This is a genomic window from uncultured Thiodictyon sp., assembly GCA_903837595.1.
GTDB lineage: Bacteria > Pseudomonadota > Gammaproteobacteria > Chromatiales > Chromatiaceae > Thiodictyon.
On sequence record CAILVI010000547.1, the window covers coordinates 1 to 20,069 of the forward strand.

At 61.8% G+C, this 20,069-nt stretch carries 19 protein-coding genes and 1 pseudogene; 6 read left to right on the top strand and 14 right to left on the bottom strand.

Features of this window, described 5'->3' with window-relative positions:
* The first annotated feature begins 875 nt into the window (after positions 1 to 875).
* The 5 genes from QZY44_RS32995 (at position 876) to QZY44_RS33010 (ending at position 4,226) form a co-directional block, all read left to right on the top strand.
* A complete protein-coding gene (locus QZY44_RS32995) occupies positions 876 to 1,514 on the top strand; it encodes an N-acetylmuramoyl-L-alanine amidase (protein WP_295457765.1) in 639 nt (212 codons plus the stop codon).
* A gap of 235 nt (positions 1,515 to 1,749) precedes the next feature.
* A complete protein-coding gene (locus tag QZY44_RS33000; protein ID WP_295457768.1) occupies positions 1,750 to 2,700 on the top strand; it encodes a DUF1152 domain-containing protein in 951 nt (316 codons plus the stop codon).
* A 45-nt stretch (positions 2,701 to 2,745) separates the two neighbouring features.
* Positions 2,746 to 3,297: a YbhB/YbcL family Raf kinase inhibitor-like protein gene (locus QZY44_RS33005; protein ID WP_295457771.1), complete on the top strand. Its 552-nt coding sequence runs from the start codon at positions 2,746 to 2,748 to the stop codon at positions 3,295 to 3,297.
* Positions 3,298 to 3,373: 76 nt separating this feature from the next.
* Positions 3,374 to 3,541 carry a DUF2165 family protein gene (locus QZY44_RS36065; protein ID WP_365305788.1) on the top strand — a complete coding sequence of 56 codons (168 nt, stop codon included), beginning with the start codon at positions 3,374 to 3,376 and terminating at the stop codon, positions 3,539 to 3,541.
* 76 nt (positions 3,542 to 3,617) lie between these two features.
* Positions 3,618 to 4,226, top strand: coding sequence for a GyrI-like domain-containing protein (locus QZY44_RS33010; protein ID WP_295457774.1), 609 nt, complete (start codon positions 3,618 to 3,620; stop codon positions 4,224 to 4,226).
* Positions 4,227 to 4,581: 355 nt separating this feature from the next.
* Here QZY44_RS33010 and QZY44_RS33015 read toward each other — a convergent pair whose 3' ends face one another.
* The 14 genes and pseudogenes from QZY44_RS33015 to QZY44_RS33080 all read right to left on the bottom strand — a co-directional run bounded on the left by QZY44_RS33015 (position 4,582) and on the right by QZY44_RS33080 (position 17,478).
* Positions 4,582 to 4,866 carry an IS110 family transposase gene (locus tag QZY44_RS33015; RefSeq protein ID WP_295457777.1) on the bottom strand — a complete coding sequence of 95 codons (285 nt, stop codon included), beginning with the start codon at positions 4,864 to 4,866 and terminating at the stop codon, positions 4,582 to 4,584.
* Positions 4,867 to 5,079: 213 nt separating this feature from the next.
* Complete coding sequence (locus QZY44_RS33020; protein ID WP_295457779.1) at positions 5,080 to 5,469, bottom strand: transposase; 390 nt, start codon at positions 5,467 to 5,469, stop codon at positions 5,080 to 5,082.
* Between the two features lie 29 nt (positions 5,470 to 5,498).
* Positions 5,499 to 5,621, bottom strand: a pseudogene (locus QZY44_RS33025) (transposase); the annotation flags it as partial.
* A 119-nt stretch (positions 5,622 to 5,740) separates the two neighbouring features.
* Positions 5,741 to 6,493, bottom strand: coding sequence for an N-acetylmuramoyl-L-alanine amidase (locus tag QZY44_RS33030; protein ID WP_295457781.1), 753 nt, complete (start codon positions 6,491 to 6,493; stop codon positions 5,741 to 5,743).
* Positions 6,494 to 6,627: 134 nt separating this feature from the next.
* Complete coding sequence (locus QZY44_RS33035) at positions 6,628 to 7,056, bottom strand: DUF2845 domain-containing protein (protein WP_295457784.1); 429 nt, start codon at positions 7,054 to 7,056, stop codon at positions 6,628 to 6,630.
* 151 nt (positions 7,057 to 7,207) lie between these two features.
* Positions 7,208 to 7,636 carry a hypothetical protein gene (locus tag QZY44_RS33040; RefSeq protein ID WP_295457787.1) on the bottom strand — a complete coding sequence of 143 codons (429 nt, stop codon included), beginning with the start codon at positions 7,634 to 7,636 and terminating at the stop codon, positions 7,208 to 7,210.
* Positions 7,637 to 7,772: 136 nt separating this feature from the next.
* The gene (gene ilvB, locus QZY44_RS33045) at positions 7,773 to 9,515 is read right to left on the bottom strand and encodes a biosynthetic-type acetolactate synthase large subunit (RefSeq protein ID WP_295457809.1); all 1,743 of its coding nucleotides are present in this window, start codon (positions 9,513 to 9,515) and stop codon (positions 7,773 to 7,775) included.
* Positions 9,516 to 9,587: 72 nt separating this feature from the next.
* Positions 9,588 to 10,379 (bottom strand): 3-deoxy-manno-octulosonate cytidylyltransferase, encoded by a 792-nt coding sequence (kdsB, locus tag QZY44_RS33050; protein WP_295457789.1) that lies wholly within the window; start codon positions 10,377 to 10,379, stop codon positions 9,588 to 9,590.
* 198 nt (positions 10,380 to 10,577) lie between these two features.
* Entirely contained in the window at positions 10,578 to 11,582 is a 1,005-nt protein-coding gene (gene lpxK / locus QZY44_RS33055) for a tetraacyldisaccharide 4'-kinase (RefSeq protein ID WP_295457791.1), read from the bottom strand.
* Between the two features lie 174 nt (positions 11,583 to 11,756).
* Positions 11,757 to 13,553: a lipid A export permease/ATP-binding protein MsbA gene (gene msbA / locus QZY44_RS33060; protein ID WP_295457793.1), complete on the bottom strand. Its 1,797-nt coding sequence runs from the start codon at positions 13,551 to 13,553 to the stop codon at positions 11,757 to 11,759.
* Positions 13,550 to 14,032, bottom strand: coding sequence for a biopolymer transporter ExbD (locus tag QZY44_RS33065; protein WP_295457796.1), 483 nt, complete (start codon positions 14,030 to 14,032; stop codon positions 13,550 to 13,552). The genes msbA and QZY44_RS33065 overlap by 4 nt, the downstream gene beginning before the upstream one ends.
* Positions 14,032 to 14,655 (bottom strand): MotA/TolQ/ExbB proton channel family protein, encoded by a 624-nt coding sequence (locus tag QZY44_RS33070; protein WP_295457798.1) that lies wholly within the window; start codon positions 14,653 to 14,655, stop codon positions 14,032 to 14,034. Before QZY44_RS33070 ends, QZY44_RS33065 begins: the two co-directional genes overlap by 1 nt.
* Positions 14,656 to 14,951: 296 nt before the next feature.
* Entirely contained in the window at positions 14,952 to 16,187 is a 1,236-nt protein-coding gene (gene glcF, locus QZY44_RS33075; protein ID WP_295457801.1) for a glycolate oxidase subunit GlcF, read from the bottom strand.
* A gap of 88 nt (positions 16,188 to 16,275) precedes the next feature.
* Positions 16,276 to 17,478, bottom strand: a complete 1,203-nt coding sequence (locus QZY44_RS33080; protein ID WP_295457803.1) for an acetate kinase — start codon at positions 17,476 to 17,478, stop codon at positions 16,276 to 16,278.
* Between the two features lie 332 nt (positions 17,479 to 17,810).
* Between QZY44_RS33080 and pta the strand changes: the two genes are divergently transcribed.
* Positions 17,811 to 19,874 carry a phosphate acetyltransferase gene (gene pta, locus QZY44_RS33085; protein WP_295457806.1) on the top strand — a complete coding sequence of 688 codons (2,064 nt, stop codon included), beginning with the start codon at positions 17,811 to 17,813 and terminating at the stop codon, positions 19,872 to 19,874.
* Positions 19,875 to 20,069: the final 195 nt, after the last annotated feature.

Genomic DNA, 20,069 nt, shown 5'->3' on the forward strand with positions numbered 1-20,069 from the left:
AGGTCATTCGCCAGATGCAGGTGCGCCACGCCAAACGACAGGCGGCCATCGACTACGCCTTTGAAAAGCAACGCCGTGAGCAAACGGGCTGAAGGCTATGAATGTGACAAAGTAGAATTAAAGATTCGTAGCCCGGCGGTGTTCGTCCTCCCGCGGAACGGAGCACCCACAGTGGCTGGGGTGTGGAGGTCCGCCGGAGTCCTCAGGCCGTGGTATGCAGAAAGAGAGCCGTCGGAGAACTCGGGAAGCCCCATGGGCTCCTGGATGAAGTAAGATCATGAACCCGTCAGTGTTGGGACCTGTAAGGGTGAGTTACTTCGAGCGAAACCCCGTGCGGGCGCGTCGCTGCGTCCGGCCGCAAGCTTGGGTTCGGCCGAGCGCCGCGGCGCACCTTGCCGCACTGGACGATGCCCCTATTACTGTGCGATCGCTACTCGAAATGGTGCCTGCCCGCTTGGGAGGCTTTTTTGGCTCAGATCGACGGCGAGCATGTCGGCGATCTGCTCCGGGCTCACGTCATCACAGGGCGTCCGCGCGGTACCGACGCGTTCGTCGAGTCGTTGGAGAAGCGCCTCCGACGCCGTTTAACGCGCGAAAAGTCAGGGCCAAAGCCCCAGGAGCAGGATCGCTTTACCAGGGACCTGTTCGACGAGCTAGAGCGGAATTAGGTAAACTGTCCCCGGAATTGCCGGAATTGCCTGATCCTGAACGGTTTCTCGTTCGCTTCGCCGCATCGAAACCGATTGTTTCTGAGAGGATTGCGGCTTCAGTCAGTGCCATTCGAACCTGTGCCCCTTTCGCTCCAGCATATGTTCCTGCAGCTCACGCCGCTTAACCAGTTAGAATAAAATGAGTTTCCCTATTATCAATGTCTCTTGTACAAGAATAACTGCTATGTCAGGAACCACAGCTTTGCTCGCACTCCTAAGGGGATAGTAATCCATTCCACGGGTGCAAATAATCCTAAGTTGGCCCGTTATGTCCAGCCATACTCTGGCCAGACCGAAGGCACGGCCTACATCGACTCCTCGGGTGTTTCCGTCGCAAAGACTGCCTCCCAGATGATAACTCTGCTGGGCAAGCACACCGGCTCCAATGATTGGAATAAACCCCAGCCTGAGGGTATCCCCAAGTGTGTTTCTGCTTTCATAGGGAAGATGGCTGACAGCACCGTTGCTACTGTCCAGACCCTACTCTGGGACTGTAACGTCTGGGGGTCAGGCGAAGGCCCCAAGGGCTCCTGTAATGGGACTCACATTCAGTTTGAGTGCTGTGAAGATGCCTGTACTGATGCCGGCTACTTTGCCAAGATCTGGGATGAGGCCCTTGCCCTTTTGGCTCATTTGTGCAATCTCTACGGACTGTCCGCGAGCGCGGTCGTTTCCCATAAAGAAGCTTATGATTTGGGTTTTGGCTCCAATCATGGCGACATTGACGCATGGTTCACAAAGCAGGGCAGCGCTATGGCAAAATTCAGAGCGGCTGTAGCCGCGAAGATCACCAAGAGGGGCTAGGTTCAATGATGAACTCTGGACAAAGTCTCGGGAATTCCGGGGGGAGTTCACTTAACTTTGGCCTTCGCCGGAGAAGCAGAAGAGCAGAATTGCCTGACACCTGCCAAAGCGCGGACCCAAGACCGCGTGCCAAGTTAGCGGTAACCGCAACGCCTTGTTAGCGCGGTTTTGGTCCAACCAGGCTGGTCCTTGGGTGGCCCATTGCTTATGAGAAGTCAGTTATAGTGGAGCTGCTATGGAATTAAATTTGCCAATCCTGTCACACGTAGCTGATTGCAAGAACCTGCTCATTGCTGGTATGGGTGGCGGGTTTGATGTTTTTTGCGGTTTGCCCATCTATTTTGAATTGCGCCGCCGGGGGCACGTTGTCCATTTGGCCAAATTTAGCTTCTCGGATATCGAGAGCATCACCCATGGCATTCGTTTGAGCCGAACCTTGGTGGGCGTAACCGCCGACCCAACCCAGATATATCCGTATTTCCCCGAGTTTCATCTGACGCAGTGGTTCAAAGAAAGGCGGGGCGAAGATGTGCCCATCTGGAGCTTTCAAAAGACAGGTGCTCGCCCATTGTTGGAAAACTACCGACTCTTGGCCGAACATTTGTCGCTCGATGGCATTTTGTTGATCGATGGCGGCGTGGATAGCTTGATGAGTGGCGATGAGGCGGAAATGGGGACGGCGATCGAAGACGCCACATCCTTATTTGCCGTGCATGAATTGAGGCAGGTTCCGGTACGATTATTGGCCTGTGTGGGCTTCGGGGCCGAGCAAGACATCACCTATACCCATGTGCTGGAAAATATCGCAGCGTTGACGCGCGAAGGCGGCGCGTTCGGCTCATGTAGTTTGTTGCCGCAAATGGAGTCTTACCAAGCCTTTGAAGAAGCGGTATTGTATGCGCAAGATCAGCCCTGCCAAGACCCGAGTGTCATCAATTCATGTATTGTATCAGCGGTGCGTGGACACTATGGCGATTATCACCTGACGGATAAAACGAAGGGGCATCGGCTATGGATTTCACCGTTGATGACTCAATATTGGTTCTTTGATTGTCAGGCGGTGGCTAGCCGGAATCGGTTTTTGTCCTGTTTGACCAATACCGTGACCTTTCGCGAGGCATTGTTTCTGGTCATGGAAGCCACGCAGCTGCTGGCCAAGCGGAAAGCCAGTAAGATTCCATTGTAAGGCCTGGCCCCTGTCTGATGTTTCCCTTTCGTCGTGGAGTTATTTATGCGTAAATCCATTCTGGCCCTCACCTTTCTTGCGACCGCTCAGTTCGCTCTTGCGGCTGACTTTTCTCTGGAAAGCCCTGACATCAAACCTGATGGAAGAATCAAGCTCGAACAGGTTTTTGACGGCTTCGGTTGCACTGGCAACAACATCTCACCCGGTCTATCCTGGAGAGATCCGCCAAGAGATACAAAGAGCTTTGCCCTTCTTGTACATGACCCAGATGCGCCCACTGGCGGTAGCGGCTGGTGGCATTGGGTGGTAATTAATATTCCCGCTACAACTAATGCGCTGCCTGCTGGGGCGGGTAAGGCTGATGGTTCTGCGATGGTCGCGGGTGCCACCCAAGTGACCACGGACTTCAGCTCCGTTGGTTGGGGTGGTCCTTGTCCTCCCGTCGGGGATAAGGCACATCACTACATCTTCACGGTACATGCCCTCAAGACAGAGAAGCTAGACATTCCTGCCGGCGCGACTGCGGCGCTCGTCGGTTATATGGTCAATGCCAACAGCATTGGCAAGGCAACGTTTACTGGCTTGTTTGGGCGCTAGAATCGTGCAAGGGCTGTAAGGTTGGGGTTCCTTCGTCAGCCCAACCTACAGGGTCATGGTGACTCTTGGAGGAACAATGTACACAAGGTCCTCAAAGGCTTTACTTGTTTGGGCGGTCGCGTTTTATGTTTCTTTGGTCGTGTTAGAAAATCTTATGGACTACGGCTCGAACTACACGTTCGTTTGCCATGTGCTCAAATGTGTAAAGCGAGGCGTGTTTTCTGTTGAGGCCCCACCCGCCTAACCAGTCAATACAGCGAGGGTCACTGCTACGCCGTGTCGCCGCTGATTACCATCGTTAGCCATCATCAGGAGCAGCCATGGATAAAATTGATCTCAAGAAGGACTTGAAGCATCTGTACCAACCATCAGCCAAAGAGGTGGTTGAGGTCGATGTGCCAGCGATGAATTACTTGATGGTGGATGGTGAGGGCGATCCAAATACCTTACCGGCATACGCTGATGCCGTTGAAGTCTTGTTCATGGTGTCCTATGCGGCGAAGTTCATGGTCAAGAAGGGGGAAACGGCAATTGACTATGGATTGATGCCCTTGGAAAGTCTATGGTCGGCTGACGATATGTCGAAATTTTTCACCGATGACAAGTCGAACTGGAAGTGGACGGCGATGATGATGCAGCCTTCGTTCGTCACTTCAGAAATTATTGAGCGAGCCATCTCCGATGTGAAAAAGAAGAAGAATCCATCGGCTATTTCCAAGGTTCGCCTGGAGTCGTTCGCAGAAGGCCGGTGCGCACAGATCATGCACATTGGGCCGTTCTCTGAGGAAGGTCCGACCATCGCGACGGTGCACCGGTTTATCGATGCCAGGAATTGGCGGACGGGAAGGCACCATGAAATTTACCTGAGTGATATTCGCAAAGCGGAGCCAGCGAAATGGAAAACCGTCATCAGGCAGCCGATGCAATGATAGATAACTCTGCGTTGTAGTCGCAGGCCATGATCGCAATTCTGTCAATCGGCGTGCGGAGCGCAGAGCGCCAGACACAGGCGTGACCCCGCTGGAGAGAGTGTGAAAGTATTCGCCGTGTGTCCGCATGAGGCGCGCCACCGCGCCCCTGGAGACGCTTGACAGGTGGCGCCGCACGACTGCGTCGCGGGCCGCACGGGGCGGGCGCACTCAAACACCCGCCAAAAGCCGGTGTAGATGCGATGATTTCATATAAACAGAGGCGTATCCTCTACGCCAAGATTGGGGGGCCGCGGACAAAGCTCCGCCTTGGACCCTGGACGGCCCTGCAAAAACTGCGGCCCTGGCTGGCTGCTCAGGCAGCGAGGGACGGATTACCTTTGCGCTGTTTGCCATTCTGGCGCTTGCCCGCCGATTCATGATTGCCCGGACAGACGCCGGCCCATGACGCCAGTTTCTCGGGTGTCTCAAACGCCTGCCTGTCGTCGCCGATGTCCACCAGCAGCAAGACGGCCGCCAATTCGTCCAGTCCGGGGATGGTCTGTAAGGCGTTCAACAGCCCCTGTTGTGGCGCCAGTCCGGCGAGGAGCTTGGCACGAAAACAGGCAATGCGCCGCTCCAAGTCATCCACATGATCCATCAATTGGGCGAGAACGAACCGATGCGACTCGCTGAGATCCCCGTCTAAGAGACTGTCTAGAAACCATCAAATGACTGATAGTCAATTGGCGTCTAGTAGATACGGAGTTTGATTGTTGCAAATCTGGCGGAGAAGCAGGCGGCCGGACGCGATATAGACCTGCGTCTCGCTAGACGTTGGCTTCCGCTCGTAATCTTTGCTCAACCGACGCGATCAACCAAGCCATACAAACGTTCTTTCCACCACCCAGCGGCGAGGTAATATTTGGAAACCTTGAGTACCCTTCTTCTTTTTCACGACCGTAAGATCGCATTTGAAGTGAAGGAAAACCCAGTTCAAGAGTTCTGCGCCAGAATAGCCGCAATCCGCCCAGATCATTTTAACAGTGTGGGAAAGCAAGAATAAGTTGGTGATCACCTGGCGGGCGGCTTTGCCGTCGAACATGTTGGCTGCATGCACCCAGACGACGAGAAGGCAACCGATTGTATAAACAACGATATGGCGCTTGCGACCCTTGACGAGCTTGCCCCCATCAAACCCAGAGTCAATAAATGACTCTGGTGTGCCTTTGACACTTTTTCGAGTATTCGACTTTCTGTCCACTTATTGTAATAATAGTTAACGAGCTTGTAAGGCGGGAGGTCGGTCGGCAGATAACGCCACGGACACCCAGTCTTATTCAAATAGAATATGGCATTGAGTATTTCGCGAAGGCCAGCTGTTCGTCGGCGCCCTGTCTTATATGGCTCAAGCATTTCGAGGATAGGTCGAAGTATTTCCCACTCATCATTTGTGAGATCGCTTGGGTACCTGGCAGGTAATTCAGTGTACCGGAAAGATGATCAAGGCCCCCGCCTTGAATTACGCGGATCCATCATGGCCGCTGAACGCCGGAGCAATACTGCTGCGCCGCCGCGACGATGGCCCCGGCGATCCGTTGCCGATAGGCGGTATCGGTCAATTGTCGCTCCTCGTCACGGTTCAGGATCACGCCCGCCTCCAAGAGCACGGCCGGCATGCTGGCCGCTTTGAGCACGATCAAATCGTCAAAGCGATAGATCCCTAATGCCGCATCGAGCAATGGCCGCCCCTCCCCGGGGATCGGCTCGGCATGGTGCAGGGTCGGGGTAAATCCGCGGGCCGTCAGGGCCATTGCGGCGAGGTTGGCGAAGCGTCGGCTATCCGCGAATTGGGGGTTTTTCCCCGACACGAACAGCGAGAAACCATGAAACCGATCGCTATAGCGATGCGTGACGCCGTCCCTCGTCCATTCTGAGAGATAGCGCGGTTGCACGGAGTCATGATGGATGGCGAGGAACAGCTCGGCGTGTCGCCGATTGGCCTCCGCCACCCGCTCTTGCAGCGAGGCGATCCGACCATCCGCATTGATGACGAAGCCCTTGCGAAAGCCGGCGGCCGTGAGCGCATCGGCGACCACCGCGGCCAGCTCCTGATTGAATCGGAACTCCGGCACCCCGCGTGCGCTCACGGCCCCCGGGCTGTGCAGCGAATGTCCGACATCGAGTGCGATGACGAACTCGCCCGGGGAGCAGGCGGGTGCGGGGGCTGCGGCGGCAGTCGCCGCGAACAGGCCCAGGCAGACTATAGAGAACAGTTGGTTGAGCATTGTGATCGGTTTGAACCTCGAAAAATGTGGTGCGCCCCTATGGCGCCGAATGCGCACGTCGCGAGCCGGGGAGATCGGGTTTTGTCAGCTGCTGGTGCAATACGCCACGCTATTGCGCGCGATGGGCCTGGATCTCATTGCCCGCGCGCCCCCTCGTCGATTCTTGTGATATAGCCGTCCCGGACCGTAACGTAGGCGACGAATTGGTGGGGGCCGAAGTTGTAGTACCAGATCTCGTGGGGCTCAACGACTGTGATTTTCTTGGTAAATTCCTCCCGTCCGGCGTAATGCCCCCTAGTGACACCATCCTTATCCATATAATAATTGAGAGGCTTGTCGCGAGAGACCCGCTCCATGCGGTACTTGCCCTCTTCCTTGTCGATGCCGGTGGGTGGTCCGCAGCGATTGACCAGCTCGGTGGTACTGTCGCCCTCCGAAACGAGATCGTGTCCGCAGCGCAAGTTAGCGCCTTTAAGGTAAAACGCAGCAACGATGTTGCTGGTGCACAGTACGGCCGAACCGGCAATGAGGGTACAGAGCAGAAGCGGGGCAGGATGACGCACGACAAGACCTCCGTTGCGGTGGGTTGATGGACGCGGGGCCTCCCGAGTCCGGTAACGAATGAATTACATTTAGTGTGGTTTAACAACCGCTGGGCCTTTGCGGCGCGGCGTCTTCCGTGGGTGCCGCGGCCGGTGGCGCCCGTATTGCACCCTACGACCCTTCTGCAAAGGGTGAATCCAGGGAAGTAGCGATCACCTGGACCTCCTGATCCGCGCGGAAGATGGCAACCAAGTCGTCATGTAATTTGTCCGCGTAAGGACTCATGTCGACCCATCGAAGCGTCCGCCAACTCCATTTTCTCCGCGTGGTCGAGCCATCGGTGCAGAACAGATCCAGCAGCCCGTCGCGCTCCGGCCCGCAATAGATACAGACCCCAAAAGCCACTGGGGCCGTTTTCAATTCAACCCACCAACCCCAGTCTTCGCAACAGATGAAAGGCGCAGCGTAACCCCGCTCCCGCAGCTTGCCTTGCAGATACTGCGCCAGCGCCTTGCCGTACATGCCTTCATTCACCAGCTCCTCTTTCTCGCCGGGAAGAATCGGGAACTTGGCCGACCTGATGTGAATGAACTTGTCCATCGCATGGCCTCACCGCCTCTTGCTTGCGACGCGGGACAGACTCCCGGCGCAGAGCGCCTAAGACATTCGTAACACCGCGCAGCGGTGTTACGAGAATGAGCGAGTCAAACCACTTGAATAATCGCCCAGCGGGCGATTATTCAAGCATCTCATCCAGCCGATGTCCGGGCCTGATCATCGGCAGCACATTCTCGGTCTTGTCGACCCAGCAATCCACCAACACCGGGTGCTCCTGCGCCAGCGCCCAGGCGATGCCGGCGCGCAACTCATCGGGATTGCGGATGCGCAGGGTCTTCAACCGTGGGTAGACATACTTGAGGCCGGTGAGATTAGGGATCTGGCGGCGGCACTCCTCGCCTAAATCGGTACAGTCGGGATCGCATTCGGCGGTGCGCGACAGGCAGGTCTCATAGTGCATGCCGCCGTCCATCATGTCCTCCCACTGCCGGACCATCCCCAGGAAGTTGTTGTTGAGCACGAACATCTTGAGCGGCATGCGGTGCGCGACGATGGTGCCTAGCTCCTGGATGTTCATCTGGAAGCTGCCGTCGCCGTCGATCAGGACCACCGGCCGACTCGGGTCCGCAAACCAGGCGCCCATGGCCGCCGGCAACCCGAAGCCCATGGTCCCGAGCCCGCCGGAGCTCACCCACTGGCGCGGGCGCTGGAAGCGGTAATACTGGGCCGCCCACATCTGGTGCTGGCCGACCCCGGTGACCAGGGTGGCATCGCCCGCGGTGAGTTCGGAGATGATCTCGATCACCGCTTGGGGCTTGATCAGCGGTCCGAGTTCATAGGGCTTGGGCAATAGGGTCCGCCAGTCCTGCACCTGCGCCATCCACTGCGGGTGCTGGGCGCGCAGATCGCTCGCCAGTGCGTGCTCCAGGAAGGCGTCTGCCGGGGCGACCAGGTGCAGGTCGGTGGCCACCGTCTTGTCGATCTCGGAGGGGTCGATGTCTACCTGGGCGATCTGCTTGCCGGCGGCAAAGCCGCGCACCGCCACCCGGTCGTCGAAGCGCCCGCCAAGTGTCAGGATGAAGTCGGCATCGCGCAGGGCATAGTTGGCCGGGATGGTGCCGTGCATGCCGGGCATCCCCAGGTTGTGGGGGTCCTCGAAGGGCACCGCCCCCAGGCCGTTGAAGGTGGTGGTGATGGGCACGTCGAAGCGGTCGGCAAAGCGGCACAGGGCGGCGGAGGCGCCAGCGGTGATGACGCCGCCGCCGGCCTTGACCACCGGACGCTGGGCGGCGACCAGGGCGGCGAGGATGGCGTCCGCCTTGGTGAGGTCGAAATGCTCGGGCTCGCGGTGGCGACGCCGGGGCGGGTTGCTCCGGGTCAGAGGGGCGAGCTGCACGTCCTTGCAGATGTCCACCACCACCGGGCCGGGCCGGCCGCTGCCGGCCAGGGCATAGGCCTCGCGCAGCACCCACTCCAGGTCGCGGACATCCTTCACCAGATAGTTGTGCTTGGAGATGTGCCGGGTCAGGCCGACCGTGTCCACCTCCTGGAAGGCGTCGGTGCCGATCGCCCCACTCGGCACCTGGCCGGTGATGAAGAGTGTGGGGATCGAGTCCTTGTAGGCGTCAGCGATCGGGGTGACCAGGTTGGTCGCCCCGGGGCCCGAGGTGGCGAGTGCCACCCCCACCCGCCCGCTGACCCGGGCGTAGCCCTCTGCCGCGTGGCCGGCCCCCGGTTCCTGGCGGCACATGATGAAGCGCGGGCACGGGACGCGCCGCCGCAGGCGTTTGTTCAGCTCCACATGGAGCGGGATCACGGCCCCACCGGTGTGGCCGAAGATGACTTCGACGCCGAGATCGGTGAGCACGTCGAAGAGCAGGGCGGCGCCGGTGGGCAGGCTGTGGTGGTCTGGGGCGGTCATGGCGGTACTATCAGTTCGGGACATGGGAGACATTTCCCCATGATCCCAGAAAGCGGCATGCGCCGTCAGCTATCAACCACCGAGCAGGGCTATCACCCGCTGCAAATCGTGCGCGGTATCCACACCCGCCCCCGGTTCCACGAGCGCGACCCCCACCTGGATCCGCTCGCCGTGCCACAGCACCCGCAGTTGCTCCAGCGACTCCGCCAACTCCAGGGGCGAGGGCGCCCAGCCGACATAGCGTTGCAGGAACCCTGCCCGGTAGGCGTAGAGCCCGAGATGGCGCAGGAAGGTCACCGACGTCGGCAAGTGGGTGCGCTTACCCATGAACTCGTCCCGGTGCCAGGGCAGCGGCGCGCGGGAAAAATACAGTGCGTTGCCGGCGTTATCGATTACCACCTTCACCACGTGGGGATCGAAGAGGGTCTGTGCGTCGGCGATCGGATAGGCCAGGGTGGCCATCTGGGCGCCATGCCCCACGAGGTTGCGGACCACCTGATCGATCAGCGCGGGCGGCATGCAGGGCTCGTCCCCCTGGAGGTTGACGACGACGGTGTCCGCCGCCCAGCCGCGTTGCGCGATAACCTCGGCGATGCGGTCCGAACCGCTGTGATGCTCCGCCGCGGTGAGTTGGGCCTGGGTGCCAAAGGCGGCACAGGCCGCGACAACGCGCGCATCGTCGGTGGCCACCACCACCTCCGCGGCGCCGCTTTGCAGTGCGCGCTCCACGACATGCTGGATCATGGGTTTGCCGGCGATCTGCAGTAACGGCTTGCCGGGGAGTCGGGTGGAACCATAGCGTGCCGGGATCACGACCTTGAAGTCGAGCGGCGCGGTAGCGGGAGGGCTGGGTTGGGTGTTCAAGGACCGGATGACTCCTACGGCGTGAGAATTTAGGGATGATTCGCCTCAGGCCGGCGAGCCGAAGAGGACGAATCACCGGTCGAAGGTCGTGCCAGACGATGGACATTGGACAGGATTAACAGGATTTCTCAGGATTAACAAGATTGAAAAACGGCTAACTAGGATACGAAGAATGCTGAGAAATCCTGTTAATCCTGTCTATCTATTCTCGGCCAATCGCAACGTCGTCGCCGGCGCTGACCCCAGCCGCGCAAAGACGGTCGCGACGAAGGCCGGGTCGGGCCGCGCCTGCACCGGACACACCCACTGGTCGGCGCCCGCGAAGGCGGCACACTTGACGGCGTCCTTCTCGGTCATCAGCACTGGACCGGGCGGCCAGGCGGCCGCCTGCGCGGCGGTGAATGGATGGTGGTCCGGATAGGGCCGCTCATCCACCAGGATGCCGCACCCGCGCAGCATCGCGAAGAAGCGCCCCGGATGGCCGATACCGGCCACCGCGGTCACCCGCTGTCCGCGCCAAGCGCTCAGGGGAAGGCGGCAGGCCGGGTCGCTCAGTCGATAGGCCGCGCCGGGAACCAGTGTGAAGCGGTGCCCAGGGGCGTCGCCGCCGTTGCGGATCGTAAGGTCCACCCCTCGCAGCCGCCCGCGCGGCTCGCGCAGCGGCCCGGCCGGCAGACAGCGGCCGTTGCCCAGGCCGCGCTCGCCGTCGATCACGGCGATCTCAAGGTCGCGCGCCAAGCGGTAGTGCTGGAGCCCATCGTCGCACAGCAGCAGATTACAGCCGAGCCGGCGGATGGCCAACTCGCCGTCCGCCACCCGGTCCGGTCCGACCACCACCGGGCAGACGCCGCATCGGGCGAGCAACAGCGGCTCGTCGCCCACCAGCTTGGGGTCGTCCGCGGCGTCGACCACGCGCGGCCACAGCGGCGAGCGGGCGCCATAGCCGCGCATGAGGATGGCCGGCCGCCAGCCCCGCTCAAGCGCCAGCTCGGCGAGCGTGAGCGCCAGCGGGGTCTTGCCCGTGCCGCCCACGCTCAGGTTGCCGACCACCACCACGGGCACCGGCAGGTGCCGCGTCTCAAACCACCCGCGCCCATACCCATAGCGCCGTACCAGCGCCACGGCGCAATAGAGCCAGCCGAGCGGCGCCAACACCAGTGACACGGGATGGTGCCGACGGTACCAGATAGGCGTGGGGTCCATGTCAGTGCCTCACCCGGCGCTCGTGACACCGCTCAAGCGGTGTCACGCCCGTGTCAGGCGCTCTGCGCCGGGAGCGCCGGTGGCCGCAGTGATGATCAAGACTGTTCATCCTGCGAAATCCTATTAGTCCTGTCCATTTATTCGCGGCCGCTCCCAACACCGCGTGTTGCGCGTTCACGCCGCCGAATGGCCGGCCACCGCCTCCGGCCCATCATGAAACTGGAGCCGGTGCAGCCGGGTATAGTAGCCGCCCAGGGCGAGCAGTTCGGCATGGCGGCCCTGCTCGACGATGCGCCCCTCCATCAGCACCAGGATACGGTCGGCGTTCTCGATGGTCGACAGGCGATGCGCAATGACGAGCGTTGTGCGCCGCTCCATCAATTCCTGGAGCGCCGCCTGGATGTGGCGCTCGGACTCGGTGTCCAGGGCCGAGGTCGCCTCGTCCAGGATCAGGATGGGGGCGTCTTTGAGCATGGCCCGCGCGATGGCCAGACGCTGGCGCTGCCCCCCGGAGAGCAGCACGCCGCGGTCCCCGATGGGGGTGTCGAAGCCCTGGGGCAGCGCCTCGATGAACTCCAGTGCATGGGCCGCCTTGGCCACCGCCACCAACTCCGCATGGGAGGGCACCTGGGGCCGGCCATAGGCGATGTTGTCGGCGATGCTGTCGTTGAATAGCACGACGTCCTGACTGACCAGTGCGATCTGACTGCGCAGGTCGGCCAGGGTCAGGTCGCGGATGGGGATGCCATCAATGAGGATTGCACCGGCGGTGGGGTCGTAAAAGCGCGGCAGCAGGCTCGCGACGGTGGTCTTGCCGCTGCCCGAGCGACCCACCAGAGCAACCTTCTCGCCCGGCGCGATGACGAGATCCAGGTCCATGATCGCGGAGGCCTTATCGTCAGAATAGCGATGGGTGACGCCCCGGTACTCGATGCGGCCCTGGGCGCGCCCCAGGGTGCGGGTCCCGGTATCGGTCTCCGGCGCTGAGTCGAGCAGTTCGAACAGGCTCTGCGCCGCCACGATGCCGCGCTGCAGGTGTGAATTGACCCCGGTGAGCCGCTTGATCGGCGCGAGCAACAGGGCCATCGCGGCCAGGAAGGACATGAAGGTGCCTACCGTGATGTCCTGGCGCAGTCCCTGGAGGGTGGAGAGATAGACAATGAAGGCAATGGCGAGCACCGAGAGCAACTGCACCAGGGGGGCGCTCGCCGCCTCGGTGGCGATCATCTTCATCTGTAGTGAGCGCGTCTTCTCATTGACAAAACTGAAGTGCCTGGCCTCCTGTGCCTGGCCGCCAAATGCCTTGACCACGCGATGGCCATCAATCGCCTCCTGGGCGACATGGGTGAGTTCGCCAATGCGGTCCTGGATGCGCCGGCTATAGCGGCGGAAGCGCTTGGTGGCATACTTTACCGCGACCGCCATCACGGGCCCCATGACCAGAAAGATCGCCGACAGGCTGGCGTTGATATACAGCATATAGCCCATCAGACCGATGACCGTGGCGCCGTCGCGCACGATGGCGGTAACGGCCGAGGTGGCGGCACCCGCCACATTCTCCACGTTATAGGTCAGCTTGGCGAGGATATGGCCGGAACCGTGGGTGTCGTAATAGCGGGTCGGCACGCGCAGCAGGTGTTCGAACATGGCTTGGCGTAGATCCGCCACTACGCGCCGGCCGACCCAGCTGAGGAAATAGTCGTTGATGAATGCGGCGATCCCGCGCACCAGAAAGATCGCGACCAGGACCAATGGCATGATGCGCACCACGGACGGGTCCTTGTCGATGAAGGTGCCGTCGATCAGTGGCTTCATCATCGCCGCGAAGACCGGCTCAGTCGCCGCATAGATCAGCATGCCGATGACCGAAAAGATGAACATCCGCCAATGCGGTTGGGCATAGCCCAGCAGGCGCCGGTAGACCTGGCGGGCAGCGGCGGCCTGGTGGCCGGACTCCTCGGTGCCCGTCATCGGCCGTTCCCCTGAGTCTGATCGGGAACCGGACCCGCCGCGGGGCGCGTCTGCCCGGCAGCAGCCCTGGTGGCACTGAAAGAGATTTTCAAAAGACCTACCTCCGCCGCGGCGTCGAGCGCCGTCATTACCGCCTGATGGGGGCTCATAGCATCCGCCTTGATCAGCACCGGCACATCCTTGCGCTCACCCAGTGCACCGTTGAGGGCGCGCACCAGGTTCTGAGTCTGTTGGTCCACCACCGCCCGGTCATCCACATAGAAAGCGCCCGCCTGATCGATGGTGATCCGAATGTACTCCGGCTCCTTGGTCGGCACCTCGCGGCCCTGGGCCTGCGGCAACTGGAGGTGTAGACGCGAGGCGTCCTTCTCTTTGAAGGTCGTCGAGACCATGAAAAAGATGAGCAGTACCAGTAGTACATCCAGCAGGGGTATCAGGATCAATTCGGGCGGCTTGCGCCGGTTGGGACGCAGGTTCATCAGGACTCCCCGACATCTTCCCGCTCGCCCTTCATGACTTCCACCAGGCGCAGGGCCTGCGCCTCCATTTCGATCGCCACCCGATCCACCTTACCCTCGAAAAAGCGATGAGCGAGCAGGGTCGGGATGGCGACGAAGAGGCCCGCCGCGGTGGTCAACAACGCGGTGGAGATACCGCCCGCCAACAGCGCGGGATTGCCGACGCCCGCCGTCATGATCACGCTGAACATGTTGATCATACCGACGACGGTGCCAAGCAGACCGAGTAGGGGCGAGACCGCGGCGATGGTCCCCAGGGCGTTGAGGTAGCGCTCCAGGTCCGCTACCACATGGCGGCCGGCGTCGCCGAGCGCCTCCTTCATCACCTCGCGGGAGTGATTGCGGTTCGCGAGCCCAGAGGCCAGCATCCGACCCAGGGGCGAGCCCTCCCGGATCTCCTCGATCGCCTCCGCGTTGAGCTTCCCGGCCCGATGCAGTTGCCAGATCCGGGTCACCAGCCCCTTTGGCATGATGCGGGCACGCCGCAGCGCCAGGGCGCGCTCGATCACCAGCGCGGTGGCAAACACGGAACAGGCGACGATCGGCCACATCAGCCAACCGCCCGCTTGCATCAACTCGAGCACAGGGAGTTCCTCAGGGGACGATCCTCGAAGTCAGTGGGACCCGGCACGGCGGTGCGGCAGCCCACCCCGGAACTTGGGATCCCAGGATGCCGGTCGGTGCCGTCGCCGCGCGATGATACCCCAAACGGTGGCGCTAACCGCGATTGCCGCAGCATCACCGGGGCTCATTCCCAGGGCGCTTGGGCCTTGATCGTTGCGCGGCTGACATTCGTCGCGGCCTGGGGGCCGCTCCTACGGCGGTAGGAGCGGCCCCCAGGCGCGACGGATTGCCGCGCCGGCGCTGGCGGCAACGGCGATCAAGGTCGTGTGTCGCGGCGGGGCAGGACAGGATCCAGCAGCTCCAACCAATGGACCACCGGCACCTGGCTTACGCCCTCCAGATGCAGCTGGCAGCCGATGTTGGCGGTGGCGATCAGCTCCGGGGCACCGGACTGCAGGGCGGCGAGCTTGTTGGCCCGCAAGGCCGCAGCGATCGTGGGCTGGGTCAGTGAGTAGGTGCCGGCGGAGCCACAGCACAGGTGGGCGTCGGGCACCTGGGTCAGCTCGAAGCCGAGCCGGGTGAGGATGGACTCCACGGTGCCCCGGATCTGCTGGCCGTGCTGGAGGCTGCAGGGGGTGTGGAAGGCGACCCGGCGGCCGTGGCCTGGTGCCCCAAGGACACTGAGATCCGCCTGCGCCAACCACTCGGCCGGGTCCCGGGCGAGGGCCGCGACCCGGGCCGCCCGCGGGGCATAGACAGGGTCGTCCCGCAGCAACTCGCCATACTCCTTGACAGTGGTCGCGCAGGCACTGGCGGTGATCAGGATCGCCTCGCAGCCGGCCTCGAGCTGCGGCCACCAGGCGTCGATGTTGCGGCGCATGGCGCTCAAGCCCTCCCGCTGGGCGTCGAGGTGATAGGCGAGTGCCCCGCAGCAGCCGGCCTGAGGGCTGCGGATCAGGTCGACACCGAGCGCATCGAGGATACGGGCCGTGGCGGCATTGGTGAGCGGGGTGGTGACCGACTGGACGCAGCCCTCGAGAACGAGCACGCGGCGGCGGCCCCGAGGTGCGGGCCAGGCCCCGGCGGGACGCCGCCGCGGGACCTTGGCGGCCAGCGCCGCCGGGAGCAGCGGCCGGACCAACCGGCCGAGCCGCAGCAGCGCGCCGAGCCGCCCCGGGTGGGCTGCCACCCGGACCAGGGTCGAGCGCAGTAGTCGCTCCGACCAGGGGCGGGCGACCTGCTCCGCCACCAGGTGCCGGCCGATGTCCGCCAGGCGGGCATAGCGCACCCCGGAAGGGCAGGTGGTCTCGCAGGAACGGCAGGTGAGGCAGCGATCCAGGTGCCCTTGGGTGATGCGGGTCGGGGTCTGGCCCTCCAGCACCTGCATGATCTGGTAGATACGGCCGCGGGGTCCGTCCAGTTCGTCCCCCAGCAATTGGTAGGTGGGGCAGGTGGCCGTGCAGAAGCCGCAGTGGACACAGGCGCGCAGGATGGCGTCTGCCTCGCGGCCCGCCGCGGTGGCCAGTAACTGCGGTGTTATGTGCGTCTGCACCTAATACCTCATGCCATCTCAATTTGCGGATAGAGGCGCTGCAAGCTGAGCCGTGCGTGGGCTGCGGAGACCGGGCCCATATCCAGCCTCAGCTGCTTGATGTTGCGATCCTTTTGGTGTCGCGAGCGATCACCAGTTCCTCGTTGGTCGGCACGACCATGACCTTGATCCGCGAGTCGGCCGCAGAAATCAGCGCTTCCTTACCGCGAACCTGGTTGGCGGTAGCGTCGAGTTTGATGCCCAGCGCGGTCAAACGCTCGAGCACCATGGCGCGGAATTTGATGCCATTTTCCCCGATGCCGCCGGTGAAGACAAGCGCATCGATGCGACCCAACTCGATGGCGTAGGCGCCGATGTATTTGAGCGTGCGATGGCAGAGCACGGCGATGGCAAGCCGGGCGCGTTCGTTGCCCTCGTTGGCGGCGCGCTCGATGTCGCGCAGGTCGGAGCTGATGCCGGACACACCAAGCAGGCCGGAATCCTTGTTCAGCGCATTGTCAATCTCGGTGAAGGACCAGTGCTGATTGTCCGCGAGGAACTTCGGAATGCCGGCGTCGATGTCGCCGCAGCGCGTGCCCATGACCATCCCTTCGAGCGGCGTCATTCCCATGCTGGTGTCGTAGGACTGGCCACCCTTGATGGCGGTGAAGGACGAGCCGTTGCCCATGTGACAGGTGATGCAGTTGAACTGATCCTTGGCGATGCCGAGGATGTCTGCCGCGCGCTCGGAGACGTAGCGATGCGAGGTGCCGTGGAAGCCGTAGCGGCGCACGTGGTGCTCTTGGTACCACGCGTAGGGTACCGCGTAGATAAAGGACTCGGGCGGCATCGTGGCATGGAAGGCGGTGTCGAAGACGCCGACGTTCGGCACGCCAGGCAGCGCATGCATCATGGCTTCGATGCCGGTGATGTTCGGCGGATTGTGCAGCGGCGCGAGCGGGATGTTCTCTTTGAGCGCCGCGATGACGGCAGCGGTAATCAGCACCGAGTCGGAGAATTTCTCACCGCCATGCACCACGCGGTGGCCGACGGCGGCAATGTCGGAAAGCGACGCGATGACGCCGCCCTGCGGGTCGATCAGCTTGTCAAGGACCAGCTTGATCGCCATTTCGTGGTTGACGATGTTGGTCACTTCCCTGACCGTCTCGCCGCCGGCGCGCTCGTAGGTGAGGACCGATTCGTCCATGCCGATACGCTCGACGAGGCCGGCGGCTTTGCGATGTTCATTGGACATATCAAGCAATTGATACTTGAACGAGGAACTGCCGCAATTCAATACAAAAACGAACATTTTTTCTTTCCCTTAATTTGACGGCGACCACTATACAAGCTTATGGTCCTCGCGTCGATACATCCAGGGCCTCCCCCTGTTGCAGGCAGGATTATCACGGTCCGGCGAGTGAAATTTCCCACAACGCCCATCGCGGCCCTTGCCCGGTGCCCCACATGGGGCTATCCTTCGGAGGATTTAGCCATCCGTGCAGCTATGATTCGGCGCATTTTCGGCCGCGGGCGGTTGAATTTTCTGTCTCTTCCCGACAGCTGGGCATCAGCAATTGATGCCTAAGCGCGCTACTCCTGTCGCCGCCCATCAATCCCCATTTGTCAGAAAGAGCATCGCTCATGCATTCCAGCTTCACGCAGACCTTTCTTGTTGCACCGGTTCGCCAGGGCGTGGGGCTGACGTCGGTGGCGCTGGGCATCGTGCGCGCACTGCAGCGACTCGGCGTGTCGGTCGGATTCGTCAAACCGATCGCCCAGGAAGACACGGACAACTCGGATCACTTCGCCAGGGAGATCTTTCAGATCCCGGTTCCCGAGGCACTTGCGCTGCAGGACTCGGCTGAGCGCATTGCCGCCAACCAGTTGGGCCAATTGCTTGAGGATGTGGTAGCGCTGTGTATGAACGCGAGCAAGGGTGTCGGCGTGCTCGTCGTGGAGGGATTGCACGCTGACGCGGAGCATCCGTTCGCCTCACAAATGAATGTCGATCTGGCGCGCAGCCTCAAGGCCGAAGTCGTTCTTGTGGCCGATGCATCGTTGCCGCATGCCGCCACCGAATCACGTCTGGCGGCAAGTGCGTTCGCGAACGAAGATTGCCGCGTGGCCGGGGTGATCTTCAACAAGGCCCCCGAGCATTTCGACCTGGCGTCGGCCGAGAAAAAGCTGGGCCAAACCCGCATTTGGGGCGTCGTTCCGGAAAATCCCGTCCTGCGCGCGCCCCGGACCCTCGATGTGGCGCAGCACCTGAACGCCGAAGTGGTCTTTCGGGGCGAACTCGACACCCGCCGGGTCACCGAAGTCGTGACCGCCGCGCGCTCTGTCCCTGAAGTGATCCCGCGCCTGCGTCCAGGCGTGCTGGTAATCACCTCCGGTGACCGGGATGACGTCATTCTGGCCTGTGCCCTGGCGGCCAGTCGCGGCATCGAGCTCGCCGGGATTTTACTCACCCACGCGAGCGTCATTGCCCCGCAGGTCATGGAATTCGCGGCCCCGATACTGACTTCCGGGCTGCCGATCCTGTGCTCCGCTGACGATAGCTTCGGGACGGCCCGCCGGGTCAGCCACCTTCCACGAACGGTGCCGAAGGATGACATCGCGCGCATGAACACCGTGCTCGACTGCGTGGCCGAGCATTTGGATGCCGAGACGATTTCCGCCGCATTTCACCTGCGGGAAAACACCAAACTCTCCCCGCCGGCCTTTCGTTATCAACTCATCCAGAAGGCGCGTGCGGCGCAAAAGCGCATCGTTCTGCCGGAAGGGGAGGAACCCCGCACCTTGCGCGCTGCCATGGTCTGCGAGGAGAAGGGCATTGCCCACTGCGTGCTCTTGGGCAAGCGTGAGGCTATTGAAATCGTCGCGGCCGCCCAGGGCATCACCCTGCCTGCCGATTTGGAGATCCTCGATCCTGACGAAATCCGCGGCAACTATGTCGATGCCATGGTGGAGTTGCGCAAGTCCAAGGGCCTGACGCCCGCGCAAGCCCTCGATCAGCTTGAAGACGTCGTCGTCATCGGGACGATGATGCTCGCGGTTGGCGAGGTGGACGGCCTGGTTTCGGGCGCCATCCATACCACGGCCAATACGGTGCGTCCGGCCCTGCAATTGATCAAGACCGCGCCCGGTTCCTCGATTGTCTCGTCGGTCTTTTTCATGCTCATGCCGGACCAGGTGCTGGTTTATGGTGACTGTGCCATCAATCCGGCCCCCACGGCCGAGGAGTTGGCCGAGATCGCCAAGCAGAGCGCGGACAGCGCGGCCGCATTCAGCATCACGCCCAAGGTGGCGATGATCAGCTACAGCACCGGTCAATCGGGAATCGGCGAAGACGTGAAAAAGGTGCGGATGGCCACCGAGATCGCCCATGCGCGGTACCCGGAACTGGTGCTCGATGGCCCGTTGCAGTATGACGCGGCCTCAACGGCCGACGTGGGGATGCAGAAAGCGCCGAACAGCCCGGTGGCCGGGCAGGCGACGGTCTTTGTCTTTCCCGACTTGAATACCGGCAACACCACCTACAAGGCCGTGCAGCGCAGTGCCAATGTCGTGTCGGTCGGCCCGATGTTGCAAGGTTTGCGCAAGCCAGTTAATGATCTCTCGCGCGGCGCACTCGTGGATGACATCGTCTTCACCATTGCACTGACGGCGATTCAGGCACAACAGGTTGAGGCGGCGCAAGTCTGACTCGGAGGTATCAGCAATTCCAAATTTGGGCGACATCGCGCAACCCATGGTGGATGCGGCGCGCGCAACCCTCGCGCCCGGTCCCTACGACCGTGCGGCGCGCCTTATCCACCCTATGCCGGAGCCGGTTTCGTAGGGTGGATAAGCGTAGCGCATCCACTGTCAGCCCTGCTGCGGAGATAGATGGTACCCAGC

Bases quoted from the DNA above. Each gene is read 5' to 3' on its own strand.
- QZY44_RS33000 (WP_295457768.1), top strand. From the start codon at position 1,750: ATGGAATTAAATTTGCCAATCCTGTCACACGTAGCTGATTGCAAGAAC.
- QZY44_RS33005 (WP_295457771.1), top strand. From the start codon at position 2,746: ATGCGTAAATCCATTCTGGCCCTCACCTTTCTTGCGACCGCTCAGTTC.
- QZY44_RS36065 (WP_365305788.1), top strand. From the start codon at position 3,374: ATGTACACAAGGTCCTCAAAGGCTTTACTTGTTTGGGCGGTCGCGTTT.
- QZY44_RS33010 (WP_295457774.1), top strand. From the start codon at position 3,618: ATGGATAAAATTGATCTCAAGAAGGACTTGAAGCATCTGTACCAACCA.
- QZY44_RS33015 (WP_295457777.1), bottom strand. From the start codon at position 4,866: ATGGATCATGTGGATGACTTGGAGCGGCGCATTGCCTGTTTTCGTGCC.
- QZY44_RS33030 (WP_295457781.1), bottom strand. From the start codon at position 6,493: ATGCTCAACCAACTGTTCTCTATAGTCTGCCTGGGCCTGTTCGCGGCG.
- QZY44_RS33040 (WP_295457787.1), bottom strand. From the start codon at position 7,636: ATGGACAAGTTCATTCACATCAGGTCGGCCAAGTTCCCGATTCTTCCC.
- ilvB (WP_295457809.1), bottom strand. From the start codon at position 9,515: ATGACCGCCCCAGACCACCACAGCCTGCCCACCGGCGCCGCCCTGCTC.
- lpxK (WP_295457791.1), bottom strand. From the start codon at position 11,582: ATGGACCCCACGCCTATCTGGTACCGTCGGCACCATCCCGTGTCACTG.
- msbA (WP_295457793.1), bottom strand. From the start codon at position 13,553: ATGACGGGCACCGAGGAGTCCGGCCACCAGGCCGCCGCTGCCCGCCAG.
- QZY44_RS33065 (WP_295457796.1), bottom strand. From the start codon at position 14,032: ATGAACCTGCGTCCCAACCGGCGCAAGCCGCCCGAATTGATCCTGATA.
- QZY44_RS33080 (WP_295457803.1), bottom strand. From the start codon at position 17,478: ATGTTCGTTTTTGTATTGAATTGCGGCAGTTCCTCGTTCAAGTATCAA.
- pta (WP_295457806.1), top strand. From the start codon at position 17,811: ATGCATTCCAGCTTCACGCAGACCTTTCTTGTTGCACCGGTTCGCCAG.